Source organism: Streptomyces sp. NPDC050315, assembly GCF_040655775.1.
Lineage (GTDB): Bacteria > Actinomycetota > Actinomycetes > Streptomycetales > Streptomycetaceae > Streptomyces.
In genome coordinates this window covers 220821-241282 of sequence record NZ_JBFAKN010000010.1, presented here as the reverse complement: position 1 = coordinate 241282, position 20462 = coordinate 220821, and the positions used below count along the sequence as shown (strand labels likewise).

Here is a 20462-nt window from a genome sequence, read left to right as displayed (position 1 = left end):
CAGCACTCGCAACTGCCGCCGCCCACGCCCCCGCGTCCCCCCGCGCCGCCACGCCCCGCCGCGCGCTCGGCGCCCCCCGCGCTGCTGCTCTCCGCAGTCCCGTCCGCGTGCTCCCTCCCGCCGCCCTTCGCAGCCCAACTGCCGCTCCGAGGGCCGAAGCCCCAGCGACGCGTACGGGGCGAGGCGCGCGATGATCCAGGCCGTCGGACTGACCAGCGAAGCCCGGCGCGGACTGCCGCCGGCCGTGGACGACCTGACCTTCGAAGCGCCGGCCGGCGCGGTCACCGTCCTCCTCGGCGCCCGGGGCGCGGGCAAGACGACGGCCCTGCGCCTGATGCTGCGGCTGGAGCGCGGGCGGGGCATCACCCTCTTCCGCGGCCGCCCCCTGCACCGCCTGCCGAACCCGGCGCGGGAACTGGGCGTGCTGCTCGGCGACGTACCCGGCCACCCCGCCCGTACGGCCCGCTCGCACCTGCGGATGCTCACCGCCGCGGCCGGCGTCTCCCCGGACCGCGCCGAGGACGTCCTGGCGGCCGTCGGCCTCGGCGGCCTCGCGGACCAGCGCCTGGGCGAGTTCTCGCGCGGCATGGACCGCCGGCTGGGCATGGCGGCCGCCCTGCTCGGCGACCCGTACGCGCTGCTCCTCGACGAGCCGGACGACGGCCTGTCGCCGCGCGAGAGGGCCTGGCTGTACGGGCTGCTGCGGGGATTCGCCGAGCGCGGCGGCAGCGTGCTCGTCACCGCGTCCGACCCCAAGGCGGCCGCCCGGCTGGGCGACCGGATCGTCACGATCGAGGGCGGCAGGCTGCTCGCCGACCAGGAGGCCGGGGACTTCACGCACACGCGACTGCGGCCCCGGGTCAGCGTGCGGTCGCCGCACGCCGACCGGCTGGCGGCGCTCCTGGTCGACGAGTGGCAGCGCGCCGACCCCGCGGTGGACCCGCGCGCGGAACAGCCGCTGGAGGTCGTACGGGAGAGCGGCAACCGCCTCGCCGTGTACGGGAGCAGCTGTGCCCTGGTGGGCGATACGGCGTTCCGGCACGGGATCTTGGTGCACCAGCTCGCGGACGAGACGGGGGACGCCCGGCCGGCCGTGCCGCTCAACCGGGCCGACGACCGGCCGGCGGCGCGGCTGACGGCCGGTCATGGCGCGGTGGTGGCCGCGGAGCCGGCCAAGGCCGAGGCGGACACAGAGAAGGACGACGCCCGGTATGCCGGAGCGGCGCACGGGAATCCGGACAAGCCGCACGCGGAGGTACGCGGTGAAGGGCGTGCCGAGGCGCACGCCGACGCACGGGGCGCCGGCGAGGAGCGCGCGCACGCCGGCGAACTGGTACGCAAGGACGCCGGAGGTCATTGCGCCGTGATCTCCGGCCCCGTGGCCACGGGCAGTACGGACGGGGCCGACGGCCTCCCGGTGTCGGGCCGGACGGTCACCGCGTCGTCGTCCCCCCGGCCTCTTTCGCTCACGAAGGACCCCGACGGCACACTCGCCTCCACCCTGGAACTCACGCCCGTGCCCGCCGCTCATGGGGCCAGCGGGGCGGCTGCGGTCGGCCCGACCGGCACCCCGCCCCATGGCACAGCGGTCCCCCTCGCGGCCCCTCGAACGCCGCGCACCTCCCCGCCCTCTGGTGGCAAGGTGCCGGCGGCGCACCTGGTGCTGCCGCGACTGTCCACATCGGGGCCCGCCTGGCCGGTCCGTTATGAGTTGCGGCGAGCGGCCAGTGACCGTACGGGAATCGTCGTAGGCGTTCTGGTACTGGTGACCTCGCTCGTCCTGACGTGGGTACTGGCGCGCACCGGTGGCACACCGGCGGCCCGCGTACTGATGGGCTGGCCGGACCGGCTGCCGTTCCCGCCCGCCGCGGTGGGGGCAGGGCTGATCGGCGCGCTCGCCTTCGGACAGGAGTTCCGGTACCCGGCGCTCGCACCCGAGCAGGGTTCCGTGCCCCGCCGTATGCGGCTGCTGGGCGCCAAGTTGCTGGTCGGCGCGGCGAGCGCGGCCATGCTGGCACTGGCTTCGCTCGTCATCGACGGCCTCCTCGTGGGCTATGTCTTCGGCACGGAGGCGTTGCCCGCGGTCGCCGACTGGCCGCTGCTGTCGCTCGGTTGGGGCGCGCTGCTCATCGGGTCCGCGTGGGCCGGCCTCCTGGCGGCGGGCATCTTCCGGTCGACGGCGCTGGGACTGGCGACCGTACTGGCGGTACCTGTCGCCGTGGTCCCGCTGATCCAGGGATTGTTGAGCGATCCGACCGCGCGTTCGATGGTCGGCTTCCCGGCGCGGGCCCGGACGACGGCCGCGGTCGGCTGGCCCTCCGGCGTCGACCGGCTGACCGAGGCCGCCTGGCGGCTGGCGACGCACCCGGTGGCCGGCGCGCTGACGCTGTCGCTCGCGGCCCTGCTGTGCGCGTACGCCCTGACCGCCCTGAACAGAAGGGCGCGTTGAGGGCATGAGCGACCCATGAACGAAGAGGTGAAAGAGAGGGGAAGGCCGATGGTGCAGGTGAGGGAGGAGCGAAAGACGAGGTGAGCGGAGGGGCGGAACAGTGCGGTACTCACGAGGCTCCGCCGCTTCCCGCGTCCCGGTCAGCGCGAACTGTCCTGAACTCCGCGCGATGCGTCTGCTTCCTTCCGATAAAGCGTCAATTGTAGGGTGATGGGCGATCACCCTTTCGTGTGCTTTTCACCAAAGACCTCAAGGCGCTCCGGCACGTTGCCGACAAAGGATGCGTGAGTACCCTTGCGCACACCATGATGACCGCGACTCGCCCCGCCGACACCGGCCTGACCGGCCCGGGCGAGCTCGACCGCTACCCCTACGCCGACGCCGCCGCCGGCGAGCGCACCGACCGCGTGGCTCCCGTGTGGGACGGCCACGAGAGCGAGCTGGGCCGGGTCGGCCGCCGCGCCGCCGGCAGCCGGGGCCGTGGCCTGCACGGCCAACTCGTCCAGCAGCTCGGCCAGATGATCGTCTCCGGCGACCTCGGAGCTGACCGTCCGCTCGTCCCCGAAGAGATCGGCCAGCGCTTCGAGGTCTCCCGCACCGTCGTCCGTGAATCGCTGCGCGTCCTGGAGGCCAAGGGCCTGGTCAGCGCGCGCCCGAACGTCGGCACCCGAGTCCGCCCGGTCAGCGACTGGAACCTCCTCGACCCCGACATCATCGAGTGGCGGGCGTACGGCCCGCAGCGCGACGACCAGCGCCGCGAGCTGTGCGAGCTGCGCTGGACCATCGAACCCCTCGCCGCGCGCCTCGCTGCCGGGCACGGCCGCGAGGACGTACAGCAGCGCCTCGCCGACATGGCCGAGATCATGGGCCACTCCGCGGCCCAGGGCGACTCGCTGACCTTCGCCCGCGCGGACGCCGAGTTCCACTCGCTGCTCCTCCAGCTCACCGGCAACCGCATGCTGGAGCACCTCTCCGGCATCGTCTCCGCAGCGCTCCAGGTGTCCGGCGGCTCGCCTCTCGGCTGCGAGCACCCCGCCGAGACGTCCGTCGGCCAGCACATGAAGATCGTCGACGCGATCGGCGCGGGCGACGCGGCAGGCGCCGAGGTCGCGATGCGTCAGCTCCTCGCGGTCGACGGTGAGGCCGGGGAGCCCGTCGGGAGCGGCGCGGCGGACCGCGTGGTGCCCGCGCCCCGCGAGCACTGACAGCCCCCGAACCGCCTCACTCCCAGGCGCCCCGCCCTGAAGAAACCGTACGCCGCACCCCTGCGCGACCGGCCGCCTCCCGGCGGCGGCGCACCCGCCTCCGTGAAGAGGGCGGCGAGGCGGCGCGGACAAGGTACGCACCCGTACGCGCACATCAAGGAACGCAACCCACGCAGTCGACGCAACCGAGGCAGCACATGCGGCCGACGTGGCCGGCGCGACGAATACCGCGACGAATACGCGACGAAGCAATGCAGCGCACGCAAGGAAGAGGACCCCGTACGTGCCGGCGGGCCGTACGGGCCAGTGGGGCGGTCGCCGAGCCGCACGTCTCCGTGCGGGGCGGCCGCCTGGTCGGCCGAGTCCCTCGTGGCCGCCGAGGCTCCCTTCTCGCCTCCTTCTCTCCGGTACGCCCCCAGATCGAGCAAAATGTGTCGTTATGGGGTGTGACTCGGGCCACGCGGATTGGGCGTAACGCTCTGCGGGGAAGCGCGATGACTTAAGAGGTGATAGCCGAGGAGGGAATACGGCGGCCGCTTGCGGCGCTGTCTCAACTCCCTGGTTGCCCCTGCGCCGTCGGCCCACCCCCGTCGACGGTCGTCGGCTCCGGTCCACAGTGGACGGGGCCGGAAGCCGTTTCCATCGTTCCGAGAGGTTGTTCGTGTCGGCCAGCACATCCCGTACGCTCCCGCCGGAGATCGCCGAGTCCGAGTCTGTGATGGCGCTCATCGAGCGGGGAAAGGCTGATGGGCAGATCGCCGGCGATGACGTGCGTCGGGCCTTCGAGGCTGACCAGATTCCGCCAACCCAGTGGAAGAACGTTCTGCGCAGCCTCAACCAGATCCTCGACGAGGAGGGTGTGACGCTGATGGTCAGTGCCGCAGAGGCGCCCAAGCGCACCCGCAAGAGCGTCGCAGCGAAGAGTCCGGCGAAGCGCACCGCCACCAAGACCGTCGCGGCCAAGGCCGCCGCGGTCAAGAAGACCACCGCGGCAGCGGCCGCGTCCGTCTCCCCGGCGTCGGACGGCCCGGGCGCCGAGGCGGAGCCCTCGCCGGTGAAGAAGGCGGCGGCCAAGAAGGCCACCGCGAAGAAGGCCACGGCCAAGAAGACGGCCGCCAAGAAGACCACGGCCAAGAAGACCAAGAAGGACGCCGTCGACGAGATCCTCGAAGAGGACACCGTCGAGGAGACCCCGGCGGCGCCGGGCAAGGGCGATGCGCCCGAGCCGGCCGAGGGCACCGAGGCCGCGGGCTTCGTGCTGTCGGACGAGGACGAGGACGACGCCCCCGCGCAGCAGGTCGCCGCGGCCGGCGCCACCGCCGACCCGGTCAAGGACTACCTCAAGCAGATCGGCAAGGTCCCGCTGCTCAACGCCGAGCAGGAGGTCGAGCTCGCGAAGCGCATCGAGGCCGGCCTGTTCGCCGAGGACAAGCTGGCGAACTCCGACAAGCTCGCGCCGAAGCTCAAGCGTGAGCTGGAGATCATCGCCGAGGACGGCCGCCGCGCCAAGAACCACCTGCTGGAGGCCAACCTCCGCCTCGTGGTCTCGCTGGCCAAGCGCTACACCGGCCGCGGCATGCTCTTCCTGGACCTGATCCAGGAGGGCAACCTCGGTCTGATCCGTGCGGTCGAGAAGTTCGACTACACCAAGGGGTACAAGTTCTCCACGTACGCGACGTGGTGGATCCGTCAGGCGATCACCCGCGCCATGGCCGACCAGGCCCGTACGATCCGTATCCCTGTCCACATGGTCGAGGTCATCAACAAGCTCGCCCGTGTGCAGCGCCAGATGCTCCAGGACCTGGGCCGCGAGCCCACTCCGGAGGAGCTGGCCAAGGAGCTCGACATGACCCCCGAGAAGGTCATCGAGGTCCAGAAGTACGGCCGCGAGCCCATCTCGCTGCACACCCCGCTGGGCGAGGACGGCGACAGCGAGTTCGGTGACCTCATCGAGGACTCCGAGGCCGTCGTGCCGGCCGACGCGGTCAGCTTCACTCTTCTGCAGGAACAGCTCCACTCGGTCCTTGACACGCTCTCGGAGCGCGAGGCGGGCGTGGTCTCGATGCGCTTCGGCCTCACCGACGGCCAGCCCAAGACGCTGGACGAGATCGGCAAGGTCTACGGCGTCACGCGCGAGCGTATCCGCCAGATCGAGTCCAAGACGATGTCCAAGCTGCGGCACCCCTCGCGTTCTCAGGTGCTGCGCGACTACCTGGACTGATATCCCAGGTCAGCGGGCATGTGGGCCCGGTCGCTCCGCCCGTGGAGTGGCCGGGCTCCGGCGTGTCCGGGGTGCGGCACTCCGCCAACTGACTCACTGTGGGTGTACGAATGCTCCCCCAGAGTCAGGAGTCGGTATGGGCATCCGCACCCGCGCTGTCACCACGGTCCTCGCCGCCCTCGCGCCGGCCGTCGCCGCACTCGGAGTGCCGGGTCCGGCCGCCGCCGACAGCGTCATCGTCGGGGGACGGCAGGTGCAGAGCTCGTCCAGCCCCTGGGTGGTCGCGCTGGCGAGCCGTGAGCGCTTCGGGAACGAACGCTCCGGGCAGTTCTGCGGGGGCGTCCTGGTGGGGCCCTCGACGGTCCTCACGGCGGCACACTGCATGGGCAAGGACGTGCTGGGCGCGTCCCCGGACCAGGTGAAGGACCTGCGCGTGATCGTCGGGCGCACCGACCTGCGCGGCCGTGCGGGCCGGGAGATGGCGACGAGCAAGATCTGGATCAACCCGCAGTACGACGCCACGACGAACGCGGGGGACTTCGCCATCCTGAAGCTGCGCGGCATGACGCCGGGCAATTACGCGCTGCCGATGGCGAGCCTGGGCGATCGCTCGTACCAGCCGGGCACGGGCGCCTCGGTCTACGGCTGGGGCGACACGACCGGCAACGGTACGTACTCGTCGGTGCTGCGCGCGGCACGGGTGCAGGTCATGCAGGACTCGGCCTGCAAGCGTGCGTACCCGAAGAGCGTGGACGGCACGTACGACGGTGGCTCGATGCTCTGCGCGGGCACGCAGCAGGGCGGCCACGACGCCTGCCAGGGCGACAGCGGCGGACCGCTCGTGGCGAACGGGCAGCTCGTGGGGCTGGTCTCCTGGGGCACCGGCTGCGGGGAGCCGGGGAAGCCGGGCGTCTACACGCGCGTCTCGGCCGCCAAGCAGGCGGTGATGGCCCAGGGCGGCTGAGAGCGGCCGCGGCGGGCGGCCGGGGCCAGGGGGTGGGGGAGTGGCTCAAGAGCCGTTCAGCACCCCGGGAAATCCTCTGTGGGGGCAGTGTCGGACGGGGCGTCCCGGTCCTCGTGACGGATCACGAAGGCCGGACGCCGAGGGACACCGATGCGAGTACGAGTGCGGGCGGTCCCCCCGGTGGGTACCGGGTGAAACCGCCCGCGCACGGCTCGTAGCCGTTACTCGCTCGTCGTCGGTGCGATGTGTCAGCGTTCCTCATCGGACGCAGACGCCGGAGAGGCGGTCAGCCGCTCCGTCTCGTCCTGTATCTCCGCGGCGATCTTCTTGAGTTCTGGCTCGAACTTGCGCCCGTGGTGGGCGCAGAAGAGCAGTTCGCCGCCGGACATCAGGACGACGCGCAGGTATGCCTGTGCGCCGCAGCGGTCGCAGCGGTCAGCGGCCGTCAGCGGGCTCGCGGGGGTCAGAACAGTAGTCACGTCGCCTCTTCTCTAGCTCGACGAGCTGTCGTACCAGGGTCAACATCCAACCAGGCCGAAAACGTTCCCGCTCGTGGCTTTTCCTCGAAAAATTTTTTTCGAGGTGGCCGGGTGCTGCCGGGTGGCGGCGAATGAGCCGTATTGCGTGGTGGTCTGATTCAAGTGTCGGTCGGGCCTGTCCTCCCGGCTGGGTTGCCGGTCGTTGATGAGGACGTGCCCGGAGCCTAAATGGTTCATGCCTCGAAGGGAACGTGATGTTCACGTCACCCACACGAGGAATAGAACGTACGAACGAAACTCTACTAGCATGGGCCCGCTTACGGGTGGCGTCACATCGGCTCTACCGGGCCTCGGTACCCTCTGACCGGCGACACCGCCACATACAGGGTCCGCGGAACGCGGACCGCCAGAAATTCAGCGAGGAGCGAACCGCGTGACCGCCGAGATGTCCGTGCCGTCCACCGCCGTGCTGACCGGGGCAGACCGGGACGGATCCAACTACACCGCGCGGCATCTGCTCGTCCTGGAGGGCCTGGAGGCCGTCCGCAAGCGCCCCGGCATGTACATCGGGTCCACCGACAGCCGCGGTCTGATGCACTGCCTGTGGGAAATCATCGACAATTCCGTCGACGAGGCGCTGGGCGGCTACTGCGACCGCATCGAGGTCGTCCTGCACGAGGACGGCTCCGTAGAGGTCCAGGACAACGGCCGCGGCATTCCCGTCGATGTCGAGCCCAAAACCGGCCTCAGCGGCGTCGAGGTCGTCATGACCAAGCTGCACGCCGGCGGCAAGTTCGGCGGCGGCTCCTACGCGGCCTCCGGCGGCCTGCACGGCGTCGGTGCGTCCGTGGTCAACGCCCTCTCCGCCCGCCTGGACGTCGAGGTCGACCGCAACTCCAAGACCCACTCCATCAGCTTCCGGCGCGGCGTCCCCGGCATCTTCACCGAGTCGGGCCCCGAGGCCCCCTTCGACCCCACCGGCGGCCTCGTCAAGGGCAAGCGCATCCCGAAGACCCGCACGGGCACCCGGGTGCGCTACTGGGCGGACCGCCAGATCTTCCTGAAGGACGCCCGGCTCTCCCTGGAGAACCTGCACGCCCGCGCCCGCCAGACCGCCTTCCTCGTGCCCGGCCTCACGCTGGTCGTACGGGACGAGCGCGGCATCGAGAGCGAGGGGCCGAGCGAGGAGACCTTCCACTACGACGGCGGCATCAGCGAGTTCTGCGAGTACCTCGCCCAGGACAAGGCCGTCTGCGACGTGCTGCGCCTCTCGGGGCAGGGCACCTTCAAGGAGACGGTGCCGGTCCTGGACGACCGTGGGCACATGACGCCCACCGAGGTCACCCGCGAGCTGGGCGTGGACATCGCGCTGCGCTGGGGCACCGGGTACGACACGACCATCAAGTCGTTCGTGAACATCATCGCCACCCCGAAGGGCGGCACCCACGTCAGCGGCTTCGAGCGCTCCGTGACCAGAACGGTCAATGAAGTGCTGCGCTCGGCCAAGCTGCTGCGCGTCGCCGAGGACGACATCGTCAAGGATGACGCCCTCGAAGGGCTCACGGCGGTCGTCACCGTAAGGCTGGCCGAGCCCCAGTTCGAGGGCCAGACCAAGGAAGTACTCGGCACGTCGGCGGCCAACCGCATCGTCGCCAACGTGGTGGCCAAGGAGCTGAAGGCGTTCCTGACCTCCACCAAGCGTGACGCGAAGGCGCAGGCCCGCGCCGTACTGGACAAGGCCGTCGCGGCCGCCCGTACACGTATCGCCGCCCGGCAGCACAAGGAGGCGCAGCGCAGGAAGACCGCGCTGGAGTCCTCCTCGCTGCCCGCGAAGCTCGCCGACTGCCGCAGCGACAACGTGGACCGCAGCGAACTGTTCATCGTCGAGGGCGACTCGGCGCTCGGTACGGCCAAGCTCGCGCGCAATTCCGAGTTCCAGGCGCTGCTGCCGATCCGCGGAAAGATCCTGAACGTTCAGAAGTCCTCCGTCTCGGACATGCTGAAGAACGCCGAATGCGGCGCGATCATCCAGGTCATAGGGGCCGGTTCGGGCCGCACCTTCGACATCGACGCGGCCCGTTACGGCAAGGTGATCTTCCTCGCCGACGCCGATGTCGACGGCGCGCACATCCGTACGCTGCTGCTCACGCTCTTCCAGCGGTACATGCGCCCGATGATCGAACAGGGCCGGGTCTTCTCCGCCGTGCCGCCGCTGCACCGCGTGGAGCTGATCAACCCCAAGAAGGGCCAGGACAAGTACATCTACACCTACTCGGACAACGAGCTGCGGCAGACCCTGCTGGAACTCCAGCGCAAGAACGTCCGTTTCAAGGACAGCATCCAGCGCTACAAGGGCCTGGGCGAGATGGACGCCGACCAGCTCGCCGAGACCACGATGGACCCGCGCCACCGCACCCTGCGCCGGATCAACATCAGCGACCTCGAGGCCGCCGAGAAGGCGTTCGACCTGCTCATGGGCAATGAGGTCGCGCCGCGCAAGGGGTTCATCACCGACTCCGCCGCGTCCCTGGACCGCTCGCGCATCGACACCTGATCCCTGCTGTCGCGCGAGGGCCGTCCACCTCCGGGTGGACGGCCCTCGCGCGTATCTCCGTGCCGGGGCGAGCCGGGAGTGTGGCACCCGCTCCTTTCGGCGCGCAGCAAGGCCTGGAAACCTCCCGGTAGGTCCGTCACCTGATGGGGTGAAGGATTCGCAATGGATGTCCGGGAACCACCGAGTCTGTCCATCCTTGGGCGCACGGCCAGACAGGCCGCGGAACAAGGAGATGCCCGGTGGAGAAGCGCGACGGCCGCCCGGCCGGAGCCGTACGGCTCGACGACGACGACACGGAGCGCGGGACGGCCGACGCCGCGGTGGAGGACGGCCCCGATCTGTCGTGGCCGAGCCTCCCTGCGCAGCGCACGGACGCCCCCGGAGAGCCGACGCACGCCGAGGTGTATCTCACCGTCCAGCGCAGCGCCGCCTTCCAGGAAGTGCGCCGCCGTTACCGCAGCTTCGTCATGCCCGCCACCGCCCTCTTCCTGACCTGGTACCTCGCGTACGTCATCACGTCCGTCACCGCACCCGGCCTGATGGCCCGCCAGGTGATCGGCCCGCTCAACGTCGCCATGCTCGCCGGACTCGGGCAGTTCGTCACGACCTTCGTGCTCACCTGGGCGTACGCCCGCCACGCTCGCCTGCGCCGGGACCGGGCCGCGCTCGATCTGCGGTGGGAGACCCAGGAGATGACAGGGGGCAACGTCCGTTGACCGGCCGTCCGTACGCCCTCGCCGCCTCCGCGGTGACCGATGACCACCAGATCCTGGCCCTCGTCCTCTTCAGCGCCTTCGTGGCCGCGACGCTCGCGGTCACGGCCTGGGCCGGCCGCCGACGGCATGGTTCCGCGGAGGAGTTCTACGCCGGGGGCAGGCTGTTCTCGCCCATGGAGAACGGTTTCGCCATCGCCGGTGACTACATGTCGGCGGCATCCTTCCTCGGCATCTCCGGCCTCATCGCCCTCTTCGGGTACGACGGCCTGCTGTACTCCGTGGGCTTCCTCGTCGCCTGGCTCCTCGTGCTCTTCCTCGTCGCCGAACTGGTGCGCAACTGCGGCCGCTTCACCCTCGCCGACGTGGTTGCCGCCCGTATGCGCCGCCGCCCCGTCCGGATCGCCGCAGGCGTCTCCTCCGTCACCGTCTCCGTGCTCTACCTCGTCGCCCAGATGGTCGGCGCGGGCAGCCTGGTCGCTCTCCTGCTCGGCGGAACGAGCCAACTGGCCCGTACGTGGACGGTCGTCGGCGTCGGCGCCCTGATGGTCTTCTACGTCATCTGCGGCGGCATGCGGGCCACGACCTGGATCCAGATCATCAAGGCCGTGCTCCTCATGGGCGGCGCCATCGCCCTGACCGTCCTCGTGCTGCTGCGCTTCCACGGGGACCTCGGCACGCTGCTCACCACCGCGGCGCAACGGAGCGGCCACGGCATGGACTTCCTCGTCCCGGGCCTCAAGTACGGCGGCAGCTGGACCGCTCAGCTGGACTTCCTCAGCCTCGGGCTCGCGCTGGTCCTCGGTACCGCGGGCCTGCCGCACATCCTGTCGCGCTTCTACACCGTGCCCACTGCCCGCGCCGCCCGCCGCTCCGTGGTGTGGTCCATCGGGCTCATCGGCGGCTTCTACCTGATGACGATCGTGCTCGGCTTCGGGGCGGCGGCCGTCCTCGGGACCGACGCGGTACGGTCCGCCAACCCGGCCGGCAACACCGCCGTACCGCTGCTCGCCCTCGACCTGGGAGGCGGCGCCGCTTCCACTGGCGGAACGATCCTTTTCGCCGTGGTCGCGGCGGTCGCCTTCGCCACGATCCTGGCTGTCGTCGCGGGCATCACCCTCGCCTCCTCGGCCTCGGTCGCGCACGACCTGTACGGCGCGCTGCGGCGCGGCGGCCGCGTGGCTTCTCCGGAGCGGGGCGCGGCCTCCCGAGAGGTGGCCGTCGCCCGGATCGCCGCGGTCTTCGTCGGAGCGGCGGCCATCGCCCTGGCCCTGCTCGCCCAGGAGCTGAACGTCGCCTTCCTGGTGGGCCTCGCCTTCGCGGTCGCGGCCTCCGCCAACCTCCCCGTCCTGCTCTACTCCCTCTTCTGGCGCCGCTTCACCACCAGGGGCGCCGTGTGGTCCGTCTACGGAGGGCTGATCCCGGCGATCGCCCTCGTGGTGCTCTCACCGGTCGTCTCCGGGAGTCCCACGGCGCTCTTCCCCGGCGCGGACTTCCGGCTCTTCCCCCTGGAGAATCCGGGTCTCGTCTCCATCCCCCTGGGCTTCGCGCTCGGCTGGCTCGGTACCGTCACCTCCCGCCAGGCCCCGGACGCCGCCGCCCGGCACGCGGAGACCGAGGTACGGGCACTGACGGGCGCGGGGGCGGCGTGAGGGCCGCACAGGCGGCCTGGCGGGCCCAGCAGGCCCGGCCGGATCAGACCCAGTCGTACCGATGCTCCGGCCGGCCCGTCTCGCCGTACCGGAGCGTCAGCTTGACCCGGCCGGCCCGCTCCAGGAGCTTCAGGTACCGCTGTGCGGTCTGCCGGCTGAGGCCGGCCCGCCGGGCCACCTCTTGTGCCGACAAGGGCGTCTCGGCGGAGCGCAGGACGGACCGTACGCGGTCGGCCGTCGCCGTGGAGTGTCCCTTGGGCAGCTCGGCCGGACCGGCGTTGGCGGCCCCCAGCGCCCCGAAGATCCGGTCCACCTCGGACTGTTCGGCCTGCCCGCCGTCCTCGAAGGTCCGGCGCAACGCCGCGTACCCCTCCAGCTTCGAACGCAGCCCGGCGAACGTGAACGGCTTCACCAGGTACTGGAGCGCGCCGTGCCGCATCGCGGCCCGTACGGTGGCGACGTCGCGCGCCGCCGTCACCATGATCACGTCGGTGTGCAGGCCGCGCTGCCGCAGCCGGGCCACCAGTTGCAGGCCCGTCTCGTCCGGGAGGTAGTGGTCCAGCAGGACGAGGTCGACGGCCGTGCTCTCCAGCACGGCCAGTGCCTCGGCGGCGGTGTGCGCCTGCGCGACGACCCGGAAACCGGCGATCTTCGCGACGTACGCCGCGTTGATCCCGGCCACCCGGACGTCGTCGTCGACGACGAGTACGCCGATCATCGGGCACCCCCGAGAGGATCCGGCAGCGTTTCCCCGTCCGCACCGGGGACATGCGTCTCGGACAGGGCGTCCGCGAGCGCGTCGGGGAGCGTCACGGTGAACCGTGCGCCGCCGCCCGGCCGGTCGTCCACCTCGGCGCTGCCCCCGTAGCGCTCGGCCAGCCGCCGCACGAGGACCAACCCGATACCGCGCTGCCCGTGTGCCGGCGGCTCCTTGGTAGTCCAGCCCTCCGTGAAGATCTCCTGGCGCCGCTCGTGCGGCACACCGGGGCCGTTGTCGCTGACCCGCACGGTCGCCGTGCGGCCCTCGGCGCGCACCTCCACCTCGACCTGCCCGTCCCGCCCGGCGGACGCCGCGTCCAGCGCGTTGTCGACCAGATTGCCGACCACCGTGACGAGGCCGTGCGGGTCGACCACCCGGTCCGGCAGCCGGGTCGCCGTCGCGATGCTCAATGAGACGCCGCGCTCGGCGGCGACCGTCGCCTTCCCCACCAGCAGCGCCGCCAGGAGCGGGTCGTGCACGCGCTCGGTGACCTGCTCGGCGGTCGCCCGGTGCACGCCGACCGCGTGCGTCACGAACTCCACCGCTTCCTCGTACAGCCCCAGTTCCAGCAGCCCGAGGAGCGTGTGCAGCCGGTTGGCGTGCTCGTGGTCCTGGGCGCGCAACGCGTCGATCAGCCCTCGCGTACCGTCCAGCTCGCGGCCCAGCCGCTCCAGCTCCGTACGGTCCCGCAGGGTGACCACGGCGCCGCCGTCGTCCGTCGGCATCCGGTTGGCCACCAGGACCCGCTGTCCGCTGACGGTGAGCAGGTCGGCGCCGGAGGCCCGGCCGGCCAGCACGTCCGTCGTCCGGCCCGGGGGCAGCACCGTGTCCAGGGGGCGGCCGGTGTCCTCCGTCCGCAGATCGAGGAGCCGCTGCGCCTCGTCGTTCATCAGCCGGATGCGCCCGTGCGGGTCCAGCGCGACGAACCCCTCGCGGATCCCGTGCAGCATGGCCTCCCGCTCGGCGAGCAGCGCCGAGATGTCGGAGAAGGCCAGGTCGTGGGTGCGGCGCTGGAGCCGGCGCGCGACGAGGTACGCGGCCAGCGCGCCCACGGCGAGCGCCCCGCCCGCGTACGCCAGCAGGTCGGGCACGGTCGACAGCAGCCGTTGCTGCACGCTCTCGTACGCGATGCCGACCGAGACGGCGCCGACGATGCCGCCGCGGTCGTCCCGCAGCGGGACCTTGCCCCGTGCCGAGCGGCCGAGGGTGCCCTCGTCGATCTGCATGACCTCCCGGCCGGAGAGGGCGGCGCTGGGGTCGGTGGAGACATGCCGGCCGATCTCGTCCGGGTCGGTGTGCGACCAGCGCACGCCGCGCTCGTCCATGACCACGATGTACTCGGCGCCGGTGGCCCGTCGGATCCGCTCGGCGGCCGCTTGCACCGGGCCGCCGGGGGAGGGACGGGACGCCTCCAGCGCGTCGTCCAGGCGCGGCTGGGCGGCGGTGGTCTGCGCGATGGCCAGGGCACGGCGCATGGCCTGGTCGTCCAGCTGCGCGCTGAGCGGCGCGAGGAAGAGGCCGGTCGCCAGCGCGGTCACGCCGGCGGCAATGGCCAGCTGTACGAGCAGGACCTGCGCGAACACGCGGCGCGGCCAGCGCAGCCGCAGCCGCGCCCGGCCGCCGCCGCGCGGCTCACCGGCCGCGGCGGGACCGCTCGCCCGCTCCTCGCCCTTGTCGCCCATGCCCATACGAACGAACAGTAAGCGGGGCGGCGGTGGGTCGGGTAATCGCCGGACCCGCGCGCTCGCCGACGGCTTCGCCGAAAGTTATCCACAGGCCCGCCACGGCCGGGCGGAATCGCTCTAATCTTCAGCCATGGTCACGGAACGTGACGATCATGTGACGGCGATGGCGGGGGTGAGGGCAGTGATGTCGGTGACGGACATGAGTGCGGGAGGGATGGCGGAGGCACCGCAGCTGGCCGGGGCGGCGGTGCCGCCGGCGCGCTGCTCGACGGTGACACGCCAGGCGCGGCCGTCGGTGTGGGCGAGCGTGAGGGTCCAGGAGGGCGGCGTTCCCTCGCCGGCGGGGTGGCCCTCGGTCCTGGCGACGTCGAGGGCGTCGGCGCGGTCCTCGCCGATCAGATCGCGGACCGCGAGGTCGGCGGCCTGCGCCGGGCGGTCCCAGGTGGAGCGGCCGCGGCAGTGGTCGGTGACCACCCGGCCTTCGCGCGCCGCGACGACGGCGTCCTTGACCAGCGGCGCCTCCGCCCGGCCGTACGCGTATCCGTACGGCAGCACGAAGAGCGTGGGGGAGAAGCGATGACCACCGATGTGTGTGACCTCCCACGCCTCCATGCCGTCCGCCGCAAGCTCCGCGGCGAGCGGCCGGCCCAGCACGGCGCAGCAGCGGTCGCGCTTGCCGTTGGTGCACACGAGGACCGGCGGCCGGCCCGCGTACGGCTCCCAGAGACCGCCGTGTGTGCCCGCGCCCAGCGCGGCGAAGTCCAGCTGGAGGAGCGTGCCGGGGTCGGCGATCCGGGCCGTGCGGATCCAGGAGCGGCCGGGAGCGGTGTGCGCGAGGAAGACCCGGCGCAGCGCGTTCGCCCCGCGGTCGGCGTGCCGGCCGGGACGGCGGATCAGGGCGACGCGTACGCCGGTGTCCGCGACGGCGGCCTCCAGGGCGCGGCCGACGGCCGGATCGAGGTGGCTGTCGGTGAGTGCTTGGGCGCCCCAGGGGCCGCTCTGCTCGATGAGCAGCCAGGTCAGGGCGGTGGCCGCCGTACCGGCCAGGGGTTCGGCCGCCATGCGGGAAGCGGTTGCACAGGTACTCACAAAGGTGAGCCTAACCTGAATACCGCGACGCCGACGGGCACCGGGGCAGCAATGGCCTGTCCTCGCCGGAGTGCTCCGACAATTTCCCGCCGTCGGTCTCCTGCGGGGCGCCCGCTTGGTGGGGCCGATGCCTGTCGCGCATCCAGCGAGGATCGGTGCGGCTCGGGAGCCGGGCGTGGCGCCAATATCCTGGAGCAGGCGACGGGCCCGAAGATCGTCCAGATCCTCCGGACAGCAATCCGCTCCGTAGCGACCGCTGCCTGCCGGGTCCGTGCCCGCCACGCTCGATCGATGTACGCCGCGGCCGAGGCCGGCAGACGTACGCGGACCGACCGGACACGCTGGAGGCGCCCCCTTGACCAGTACGCAGCACTCGGCCACTCCTGGCCCGGCCGCTCCCGCCGCGGCCACCCGTGCCTGGGATGCCCGGGACCAGGAGACCGTCCGAGAGCCGGGTCCGAGCCCGGACCCGAGTCCCGGCCCCGGCTCCGACCCGAGCTCCGGTCCCGGTCCGGACCCGGCTCCGATCGCCGGCGGCTCTGTGCCGCGGCAGATCCCGGTCGTGGTGCTCGCCGGGTTCCTCGGGTCCGGCAAGACCACCCTGCTCAATCACCTGCTGAGCCGGAGCGGCGGTACCCGGATCGGGGCGGTCGTCAACGACTTCGGGGCAATCGAGATCGACGCGATGCTGGTCGCGGGCCAGGTCGACTCGATGGTGTCGCTGGGGAACGGCTGCCTGTGCTGCGCGGTCGACACGAGCGAGCTGGACACGTATCTGGAGCGGCTGGCGCGCCCGTCCTCCCACATCGACGTCATCGTCATCGAAGCCAGTGGCCTGGCCGAGCCGCAAGAGCTGATCCGCATGATCCTGGCGAGCGAGAGCGACCGGATCGTGTACGGCGGGCTGGTCGAGGTGGTCGACGCGGCGGAGTTCGAGGGCACGCGCGCCCGCCACCCGGAGCTGGACCGGCATCTGGGCATCGCGGACCTGGTGGTTCTCAACAAGGCCGACCGGATCGGCGACGCTCGGCGAGCGGAGCTGCTGGGCACCCTCGGCGAGCTGGCGCCCGGTACGCCGGTCGTGCCCGCGGCGTACGGGCGCATCGATCCGGAGCTGCTCTTCGAGCGCCGGCCCAGGGAAGGCGTGGCCGAGGGACAGCTGTCCTTCGAGGGCCTGCTCAGGGAGGAGGCCGAGCACGAGGAACACGACGAGCAGGAGGAGTGTGCGGCACACGAGGGGAGTGCCGACGGCGAGAGCTGTCAGGGCCACGGGCACGGGCACCGGCGTCATCTGCACGCCGGGTACGACACCGTGGAGTTCACGTCGGCCGAGCCGATGCACCCGCGGCGGTTGATGGAGTTCCTGGACGCGCGGCCGGCCGGGCTGTACCGCATCAAGGGGTTCGTGCACTTCGGGGTGGCGGGGAGCGGGCAGAAGTTCACCGTGCACGCGGTGGGCGGGTTTCTGCGGTTCTACCCCGGGGCGTGGGCCGAGGGGGAGGAGCGGCTGACGCAGCTCGTGCTCATCGGGTCCGGTATCGACGCGCCGGCGCTGCGGAAGGAGCTGGACGCCTGCCGCGACACCACGCCCGAGGAGACCGACCCGCACACGATGTGGGGAGTGCTGCGGTACGTACCGTCGACCGCGTCCGACGAGGAACCGGACACGACGGAGGAGGACGAGGCATTCGCGGAGGCGCACATGGAGGATGCGTAACCGACACCCTCGGAGCGCGGGCGGGGCCCCGAGGCCCGGCGCCGCACGTCACCGAAGTGCCGCACGGCGCCGAGAGCCGGACCGGGCCGGACCGGTCCGGAGCCGGGGCGAGCCCCCTGCCGGAGGGCGCCCTCGACGGGAGGGCGCCACCTGCAAAGAGTCGTCCTACACCGGCCCCGCCACCGTGGCCACCCGCTTCGTCAGCGGGACGCCCGAGCCGTCGCGGCGCGGGTCCGGGTCCGGGAGGGGGACCGGGCTGCCCTTCGCGTCCGCGGCGCGGGCCGGGGCGGCGCCGGCCCAGGCCAGGGTGAGGTGGTCCTCGCCCTTCAGGAAGCGCTGGCAGCGGACGCCGCCGGTCGCCCGGCCCTTGCGCGGGTACTGATCGAAGGGAGTGAGCTTGGCGGTGCTGATGGAGTCGTCCAGCGTGCCGTGCGAGCCGGAGACGGTGAAGACCACCGCGTCGGCGGCCGGGTCGACGGCGGTGAAGGAGATGACCTTCGCGCCGGCGGCGAGCTTGATGCCGGCCATGCCGCCGGCGGCGCGGCCCTGCGGACGTACCTGCGCGGCCGGGTAACGGAGCAGCTGGGCCTCGTCGCTGATGAAGACCAGGTCCTCCTCGCCGGTGCGCAGCTCGACGGCGCCGACGACGCGGTCACCGTCCTTGAGGGAGATGACCTCCAACTCCTCCTTGTTGGCCGGGTAGTCCGGCACGACTCTCTTGACCACGCCCTGTTCCGTACCGAGGGCGAGGCCGGGTGAGGACTCGTCGAGGGTGGTCAGACAGACCAGCTCCTCGCCGTCGTTGAGGGTGAGGAACTCGGAGATCTTCGCGCCGCCGGACAGGCTGGGTGTGGCCGCCGTCTCCGGCAATTGCGGCAGGTCGATGACCGACAGGCGCAGCAGCCGCCCGGCGGAGGTGACCGCGCCGACCTCGGCGCGGGCCGTGGCCGGGACGGCGGAGACGATGACGTCGTGCTTGGCACGCTTGGCGTCGGTGTCGAAGGAGCCCTCGCCGCCCGCCGTGCGCGCCAGCAGCCCCGTGGAGGACAGCAGGACGCGGCAGGGGTCGTCGGCGACCTCCAGCGGCACCGCGGCGGCTGCGGTCGCGCCGGAGGACTCCAGCAGGACCGTGCGGCGCTCGCTGCCGTACTTCTTGGCGACCGAGGCCAGTTCGGAGGAGACGAGCTTGCGCAGCTCCGCGTCGGAGTCGAGGATCTTGGTCAGCTTCTCGATGTCGGCGCGGAGGGTGTCGCGCTCGGACTCCAGCTCGATGCGGTCGAACTTGGTGAGGCGGCGCAGCGGGGTGTCGAGGATGTACTGCGTCTGGATGTCGCTCAGCCCGAAGCGCTCGATCAACCGCTGCTTGGCCTCCGCGCTGTTCTCGCTGGAGCGGATGAGGCGGATGACCTCGTCGATGTCGACCAGCGCGGTGAGCAGGCCCTCGACGAGGTGCAGACGGTCGCTCTTCTTGCCGCGGCGGAACTCGCTGCGCCGGCGCACCACGTTGAAGCGGTGGTCGACGTAGACCTCCAGGAGCTCCTTCAGGCCCAGCGTCAGCGGCTGGCCGTCGACCAGCGCGACGTTGTTGATGCCGAAGGACTCCTCCATGGGAGTGAGCTTGTACAGCGTCTCCAGGACGGCTTCGGGGTTGAAGCCGTTCTTGATCTCGATGACCAGGCGGAGGCCGTGCTCGCGGTCGGTGAGGTCCTTGACGTCCGCGATGCCCTGCAGCTTCTTCGAGCCGACCAGGTCCTTGATCTTGGAGATGACCTTCTCGGGGCCGACCGTGAAGGGCAGTTCGGTGACGACCAGGCCCTTGCGGCGCGCCGTGACGTTCTCGACCGAGACGGTGGCGCGGATCTTGAAGCTGCCGCGGCCCTTCTCGTACGCGTCCCGGACGCCGGAGAGACCGACGATGCGGCCGCCCGTGGGCAGGTCGGGGCCCGGGACGTACCGCATCAGCGTGTCGAGGTCGGCGTTCGGGTGCTTGATGAGGTGCCGGGCGGCGGCGATGACCTCGCCGAGGTTGTGCGGCGGCATGTTCGTCGCCATGCCCACCGCGATGCCGGAGGCGCCGTTGACGAGGAGGTTCGGATAGGCCGCCGGGAGGGCGACGGGCTCCTGCTCCTGACCGTCGTAGTTCGGTTGGAAGTCGACGGTGTCCTCGTCGATGGACTCCGTCATCAGGGACGTCGCGGAGTCCATCCGGCACTCGGTGTACCGCATGGCCGCCGGCGGGTCGTCGTTCCCCAGCGAACCGAAGTTGCCGTGGCCGTCGACCAGCGGCAGCCGCATGGAGAACGGCTGCGCCATGCGCACCAGCGCGTCGTAGATGGACGCGTCGCCGTGCGGGTGGAGCTTACCCATGACCTCGCCGACGACGCGGGCGCACTTCACGTATCCGCGGTCGGGGCGCAGGCCCATCTCGTTCATTTGGTACAGGATGCGGCGGTGTACGGGCTTGAGGCCGTCGCGTGCGTCGGGCAGGGCGCGCGAGTAGATGACCGAATACGCGTACTCCAGGAAGGAACCCTGCATCTCATCGACGACGTCGATGTCGAGGATCCGCTCCTCGAAGTCCTGGGGCTCCGGTGTGCCCCCTGACGGCGGGGTCTTCGTGCTGCGGCGGGCCATCGCGGCTGCGGCTCCTTCGCTCGAACTCTGCTTCGCTTACGGCTACGGCGTCTGCTGGACGGCAGGTCGGCGCGGTGCTCGCGTCCCCTGCCGGGGCAGGCCCGACGGCTGAGTCTGCCGGGATCTGCCGTACTCCGTCGCGCTCAACGGCCGAACCTGTCGCGGACCATTGTGGACCGCCGCACTGACATCGCCGACCGCGACCCGTCCGTAGCGCCCCCGCGCACCGGCCGCGAGCGGCCTCCGGAGCCCCGCGATCGACGGCCGTACCGGGCCCGGCAACCGCGCCACGGGCGGCGAACACCGGAGCGGAACGCAGGTGCGGAGCGCCCCGATCCGG

Annotated in this window: 13 protein-coding genes; 8 read left to right on the top strand and 5 right to left on the bottom strand. The window is 71.6% G+C overall.

Annotated features, from left to right (window positions below; translation table 11 throughout):
• Positions 1 to 190: 190 nt before the first annotated feature.
• The 4 genes from AB0I82_RS31955 to AB0I82_RS31940 all read left to right on the top strand — a co-directional run bounded on the left by AB0I82_RS31955 (position 191) and on the right by AB0I82_RS31940 (position 6839).
• A complete protein-coding gene (locus AB0I82_RS31955; RefSeq protein ID WP_363260928.1) occupies positions 191 to 2449 on the top strand; it encodes an ATP-binding cassette domain-containing protein in 2259 nt (752 codons plus the stop codon).
• Positions 2450 to 2679: 230 nt separating this feature from the next.
• Positions 2680 to 3654: an FCD domain-containing protein gene (locus tag AB0I82_RS31950; RefSeq protein WP_363260927.1), complete on the top strand. Its 975-nt coding sequence runs from the start codon at positions 2680 to 2682 to the stop codon at positions 3652 to 3654.
• A 661-nt stretch (positions 3655 to 4315) separates the two neighbouring features.
• Entirely contained in the window at positions 4316 to 5875 is a 1560-nt protein-coding gene (locus tag AB0I82_RS31945; protein ID WP_363260926.1) for an RNA polymerase sigma factor, read from the top strand.
• 136 nt (positions 5876 to 6011) lie between these two features.
• Entirely contained in the window at positions 6012 to 6839 is an 828-nt protein-coding gene (locus tag AB0I82_RS31940; RefSeq protein WP_363260925.1) for a serine protease, read from the top strand.
• Between the two features lie 248 nt (positions 6840 to 7087).
• On the opposite strand, the gene AB0I82_RS31935 is transcribed toward AB0I82_RS31940, so the two are convergent.
• Positions 7088 to 7318, bottom strand: coding sequence for a hypothetical protein (locus AB0I82_RS31935; protein ID WP_003981845.1), 231 nt, complete (start codon positions 7316 to 7318; stop codon positions 7088 to 7090).
• Positions 7319 to 7751: 433 nt separating this feature from the next.
• On the opposite strand from AB0I82_RS31935, the gene AB0I82_RS31930 reads away from it, so the two are divergent.
• From AB0I82_RS31930 to AB0I82_RS31920, 3 genes are all read left to right on the top strand, one after another.
• Complete coding sequence (locus AB0I82_RS31930) at positions 7752 to 9872, top strand: DNA topoisomerase IV subunit B (protein WP_363260924.1); 2121 nt, start codon at positions 7752 to 7754, stop codon at positions 9870 to 9872.
• Between the two features lie 239 nt (positions 9873 to 10111).
• The gene (locus tag AB0I82_RS31925; RefSeq protein WP_363260922.1) at positions 10112 to 10588 is read left to right on the top strand and encodes a DUF485 domain-containing protein; all 477 of its coding nucleotides are present in this window, start codon (positions 10112 to 10114) and stop codon (positions 10586 to 10588) included.
• 32 nt (positions 10589 to 10620) lie between these two features.
• A complete protein-coding gene (locus tag AB0I82_RS31920) occupies positions 10621 to 12237 on the top strand; it encodes a cation acetate symporter (protein WP_363260999.1) in 1617 nt (538 codons plus the stop codon).
• A 43-nt stretch (positions 12238 to 12280) separates the two neighbouring features.
• Here AB0I82_RS31920 and AB0I82_RS31915 read toward each other — a convergent pair whose 3' ends face one another.
• The 3 genes from AB0I82_RS31915 to AB0I82_RS31905 all read right to left on the bottom strand — a co-directional run bounded on the left by AB0I82_RS31915 (position 12281) and on the right by AB0I82_RS31905 (position 15771).
• Positions 12281 to 12955, bottom strand: a complete 675-nt coding sequence (locus tag AB0I82_RS31915) for a response regulator (RefSeq protein WP_363260920.1) — start codon at positions 12953 to 12955, stop codon at positions 12281 to 12283.
• Positions 12952 to 14685, bottom strand: a complete 1734-nt coding sequence (locus AB0I82_RS31910) for a sensor histidine kinase (protein ID WP_363260919.1) — start codon at positions 14683 to 14685, stop codon at positions 12952 to 12954. Before AB0I82_RS31910 ends, AB0I82_RS31915 begins: the two co-directional genes overlap by 4 nt.
• Before the next feature lie 147 nt (positions 14686 to 14832).
• Positions 14833 to 15771, bottom strand: a complete 939-nt coding sequence (locus AB0I82_RS31905) for a sucrase ferredoxin (protein WP_363260918.1) — start codon at positions 15769 to 15771, stop codon at positions 14833 to 14835.
• A 541-nt stretch (positions 15772 to 16312) separates the two neighbouring features.
• Here AB0I82_RS31905 and AB0I82_RS31900 point away from each other — a divergent pair.
• Positions 16313 to 17488: a CobW family GTP-binding protein gene (locus tag AB0I82_RS31900; RefSeq protein ID WP_363260998.1), complete on the top strand. Its 1176-nt coding sequence runs from the start codon at positions 16313 to 16315 to the stop codon at positions 17486 to 17488.
• Positions 17489 to 17653: 165 nt separating this feature from the next.
• Here AB0I82_RS31900 and AB0I82_RS31895 read toward each other — a convergent pair whose 3' ends face one another.
• Positions 17654 to 20122, bottom strand: a complete 2469-nt coding sequence (locus AB0I82_RS31895) for a DNA topoisomerase IV subunit A (protein ID WP_363260917.1) — start codon at positions 20120 to 20122, stop codon at positions 17654 to 17656.
• Positions 20123 to 20462 lie beyond the last annotated feature (340 nt).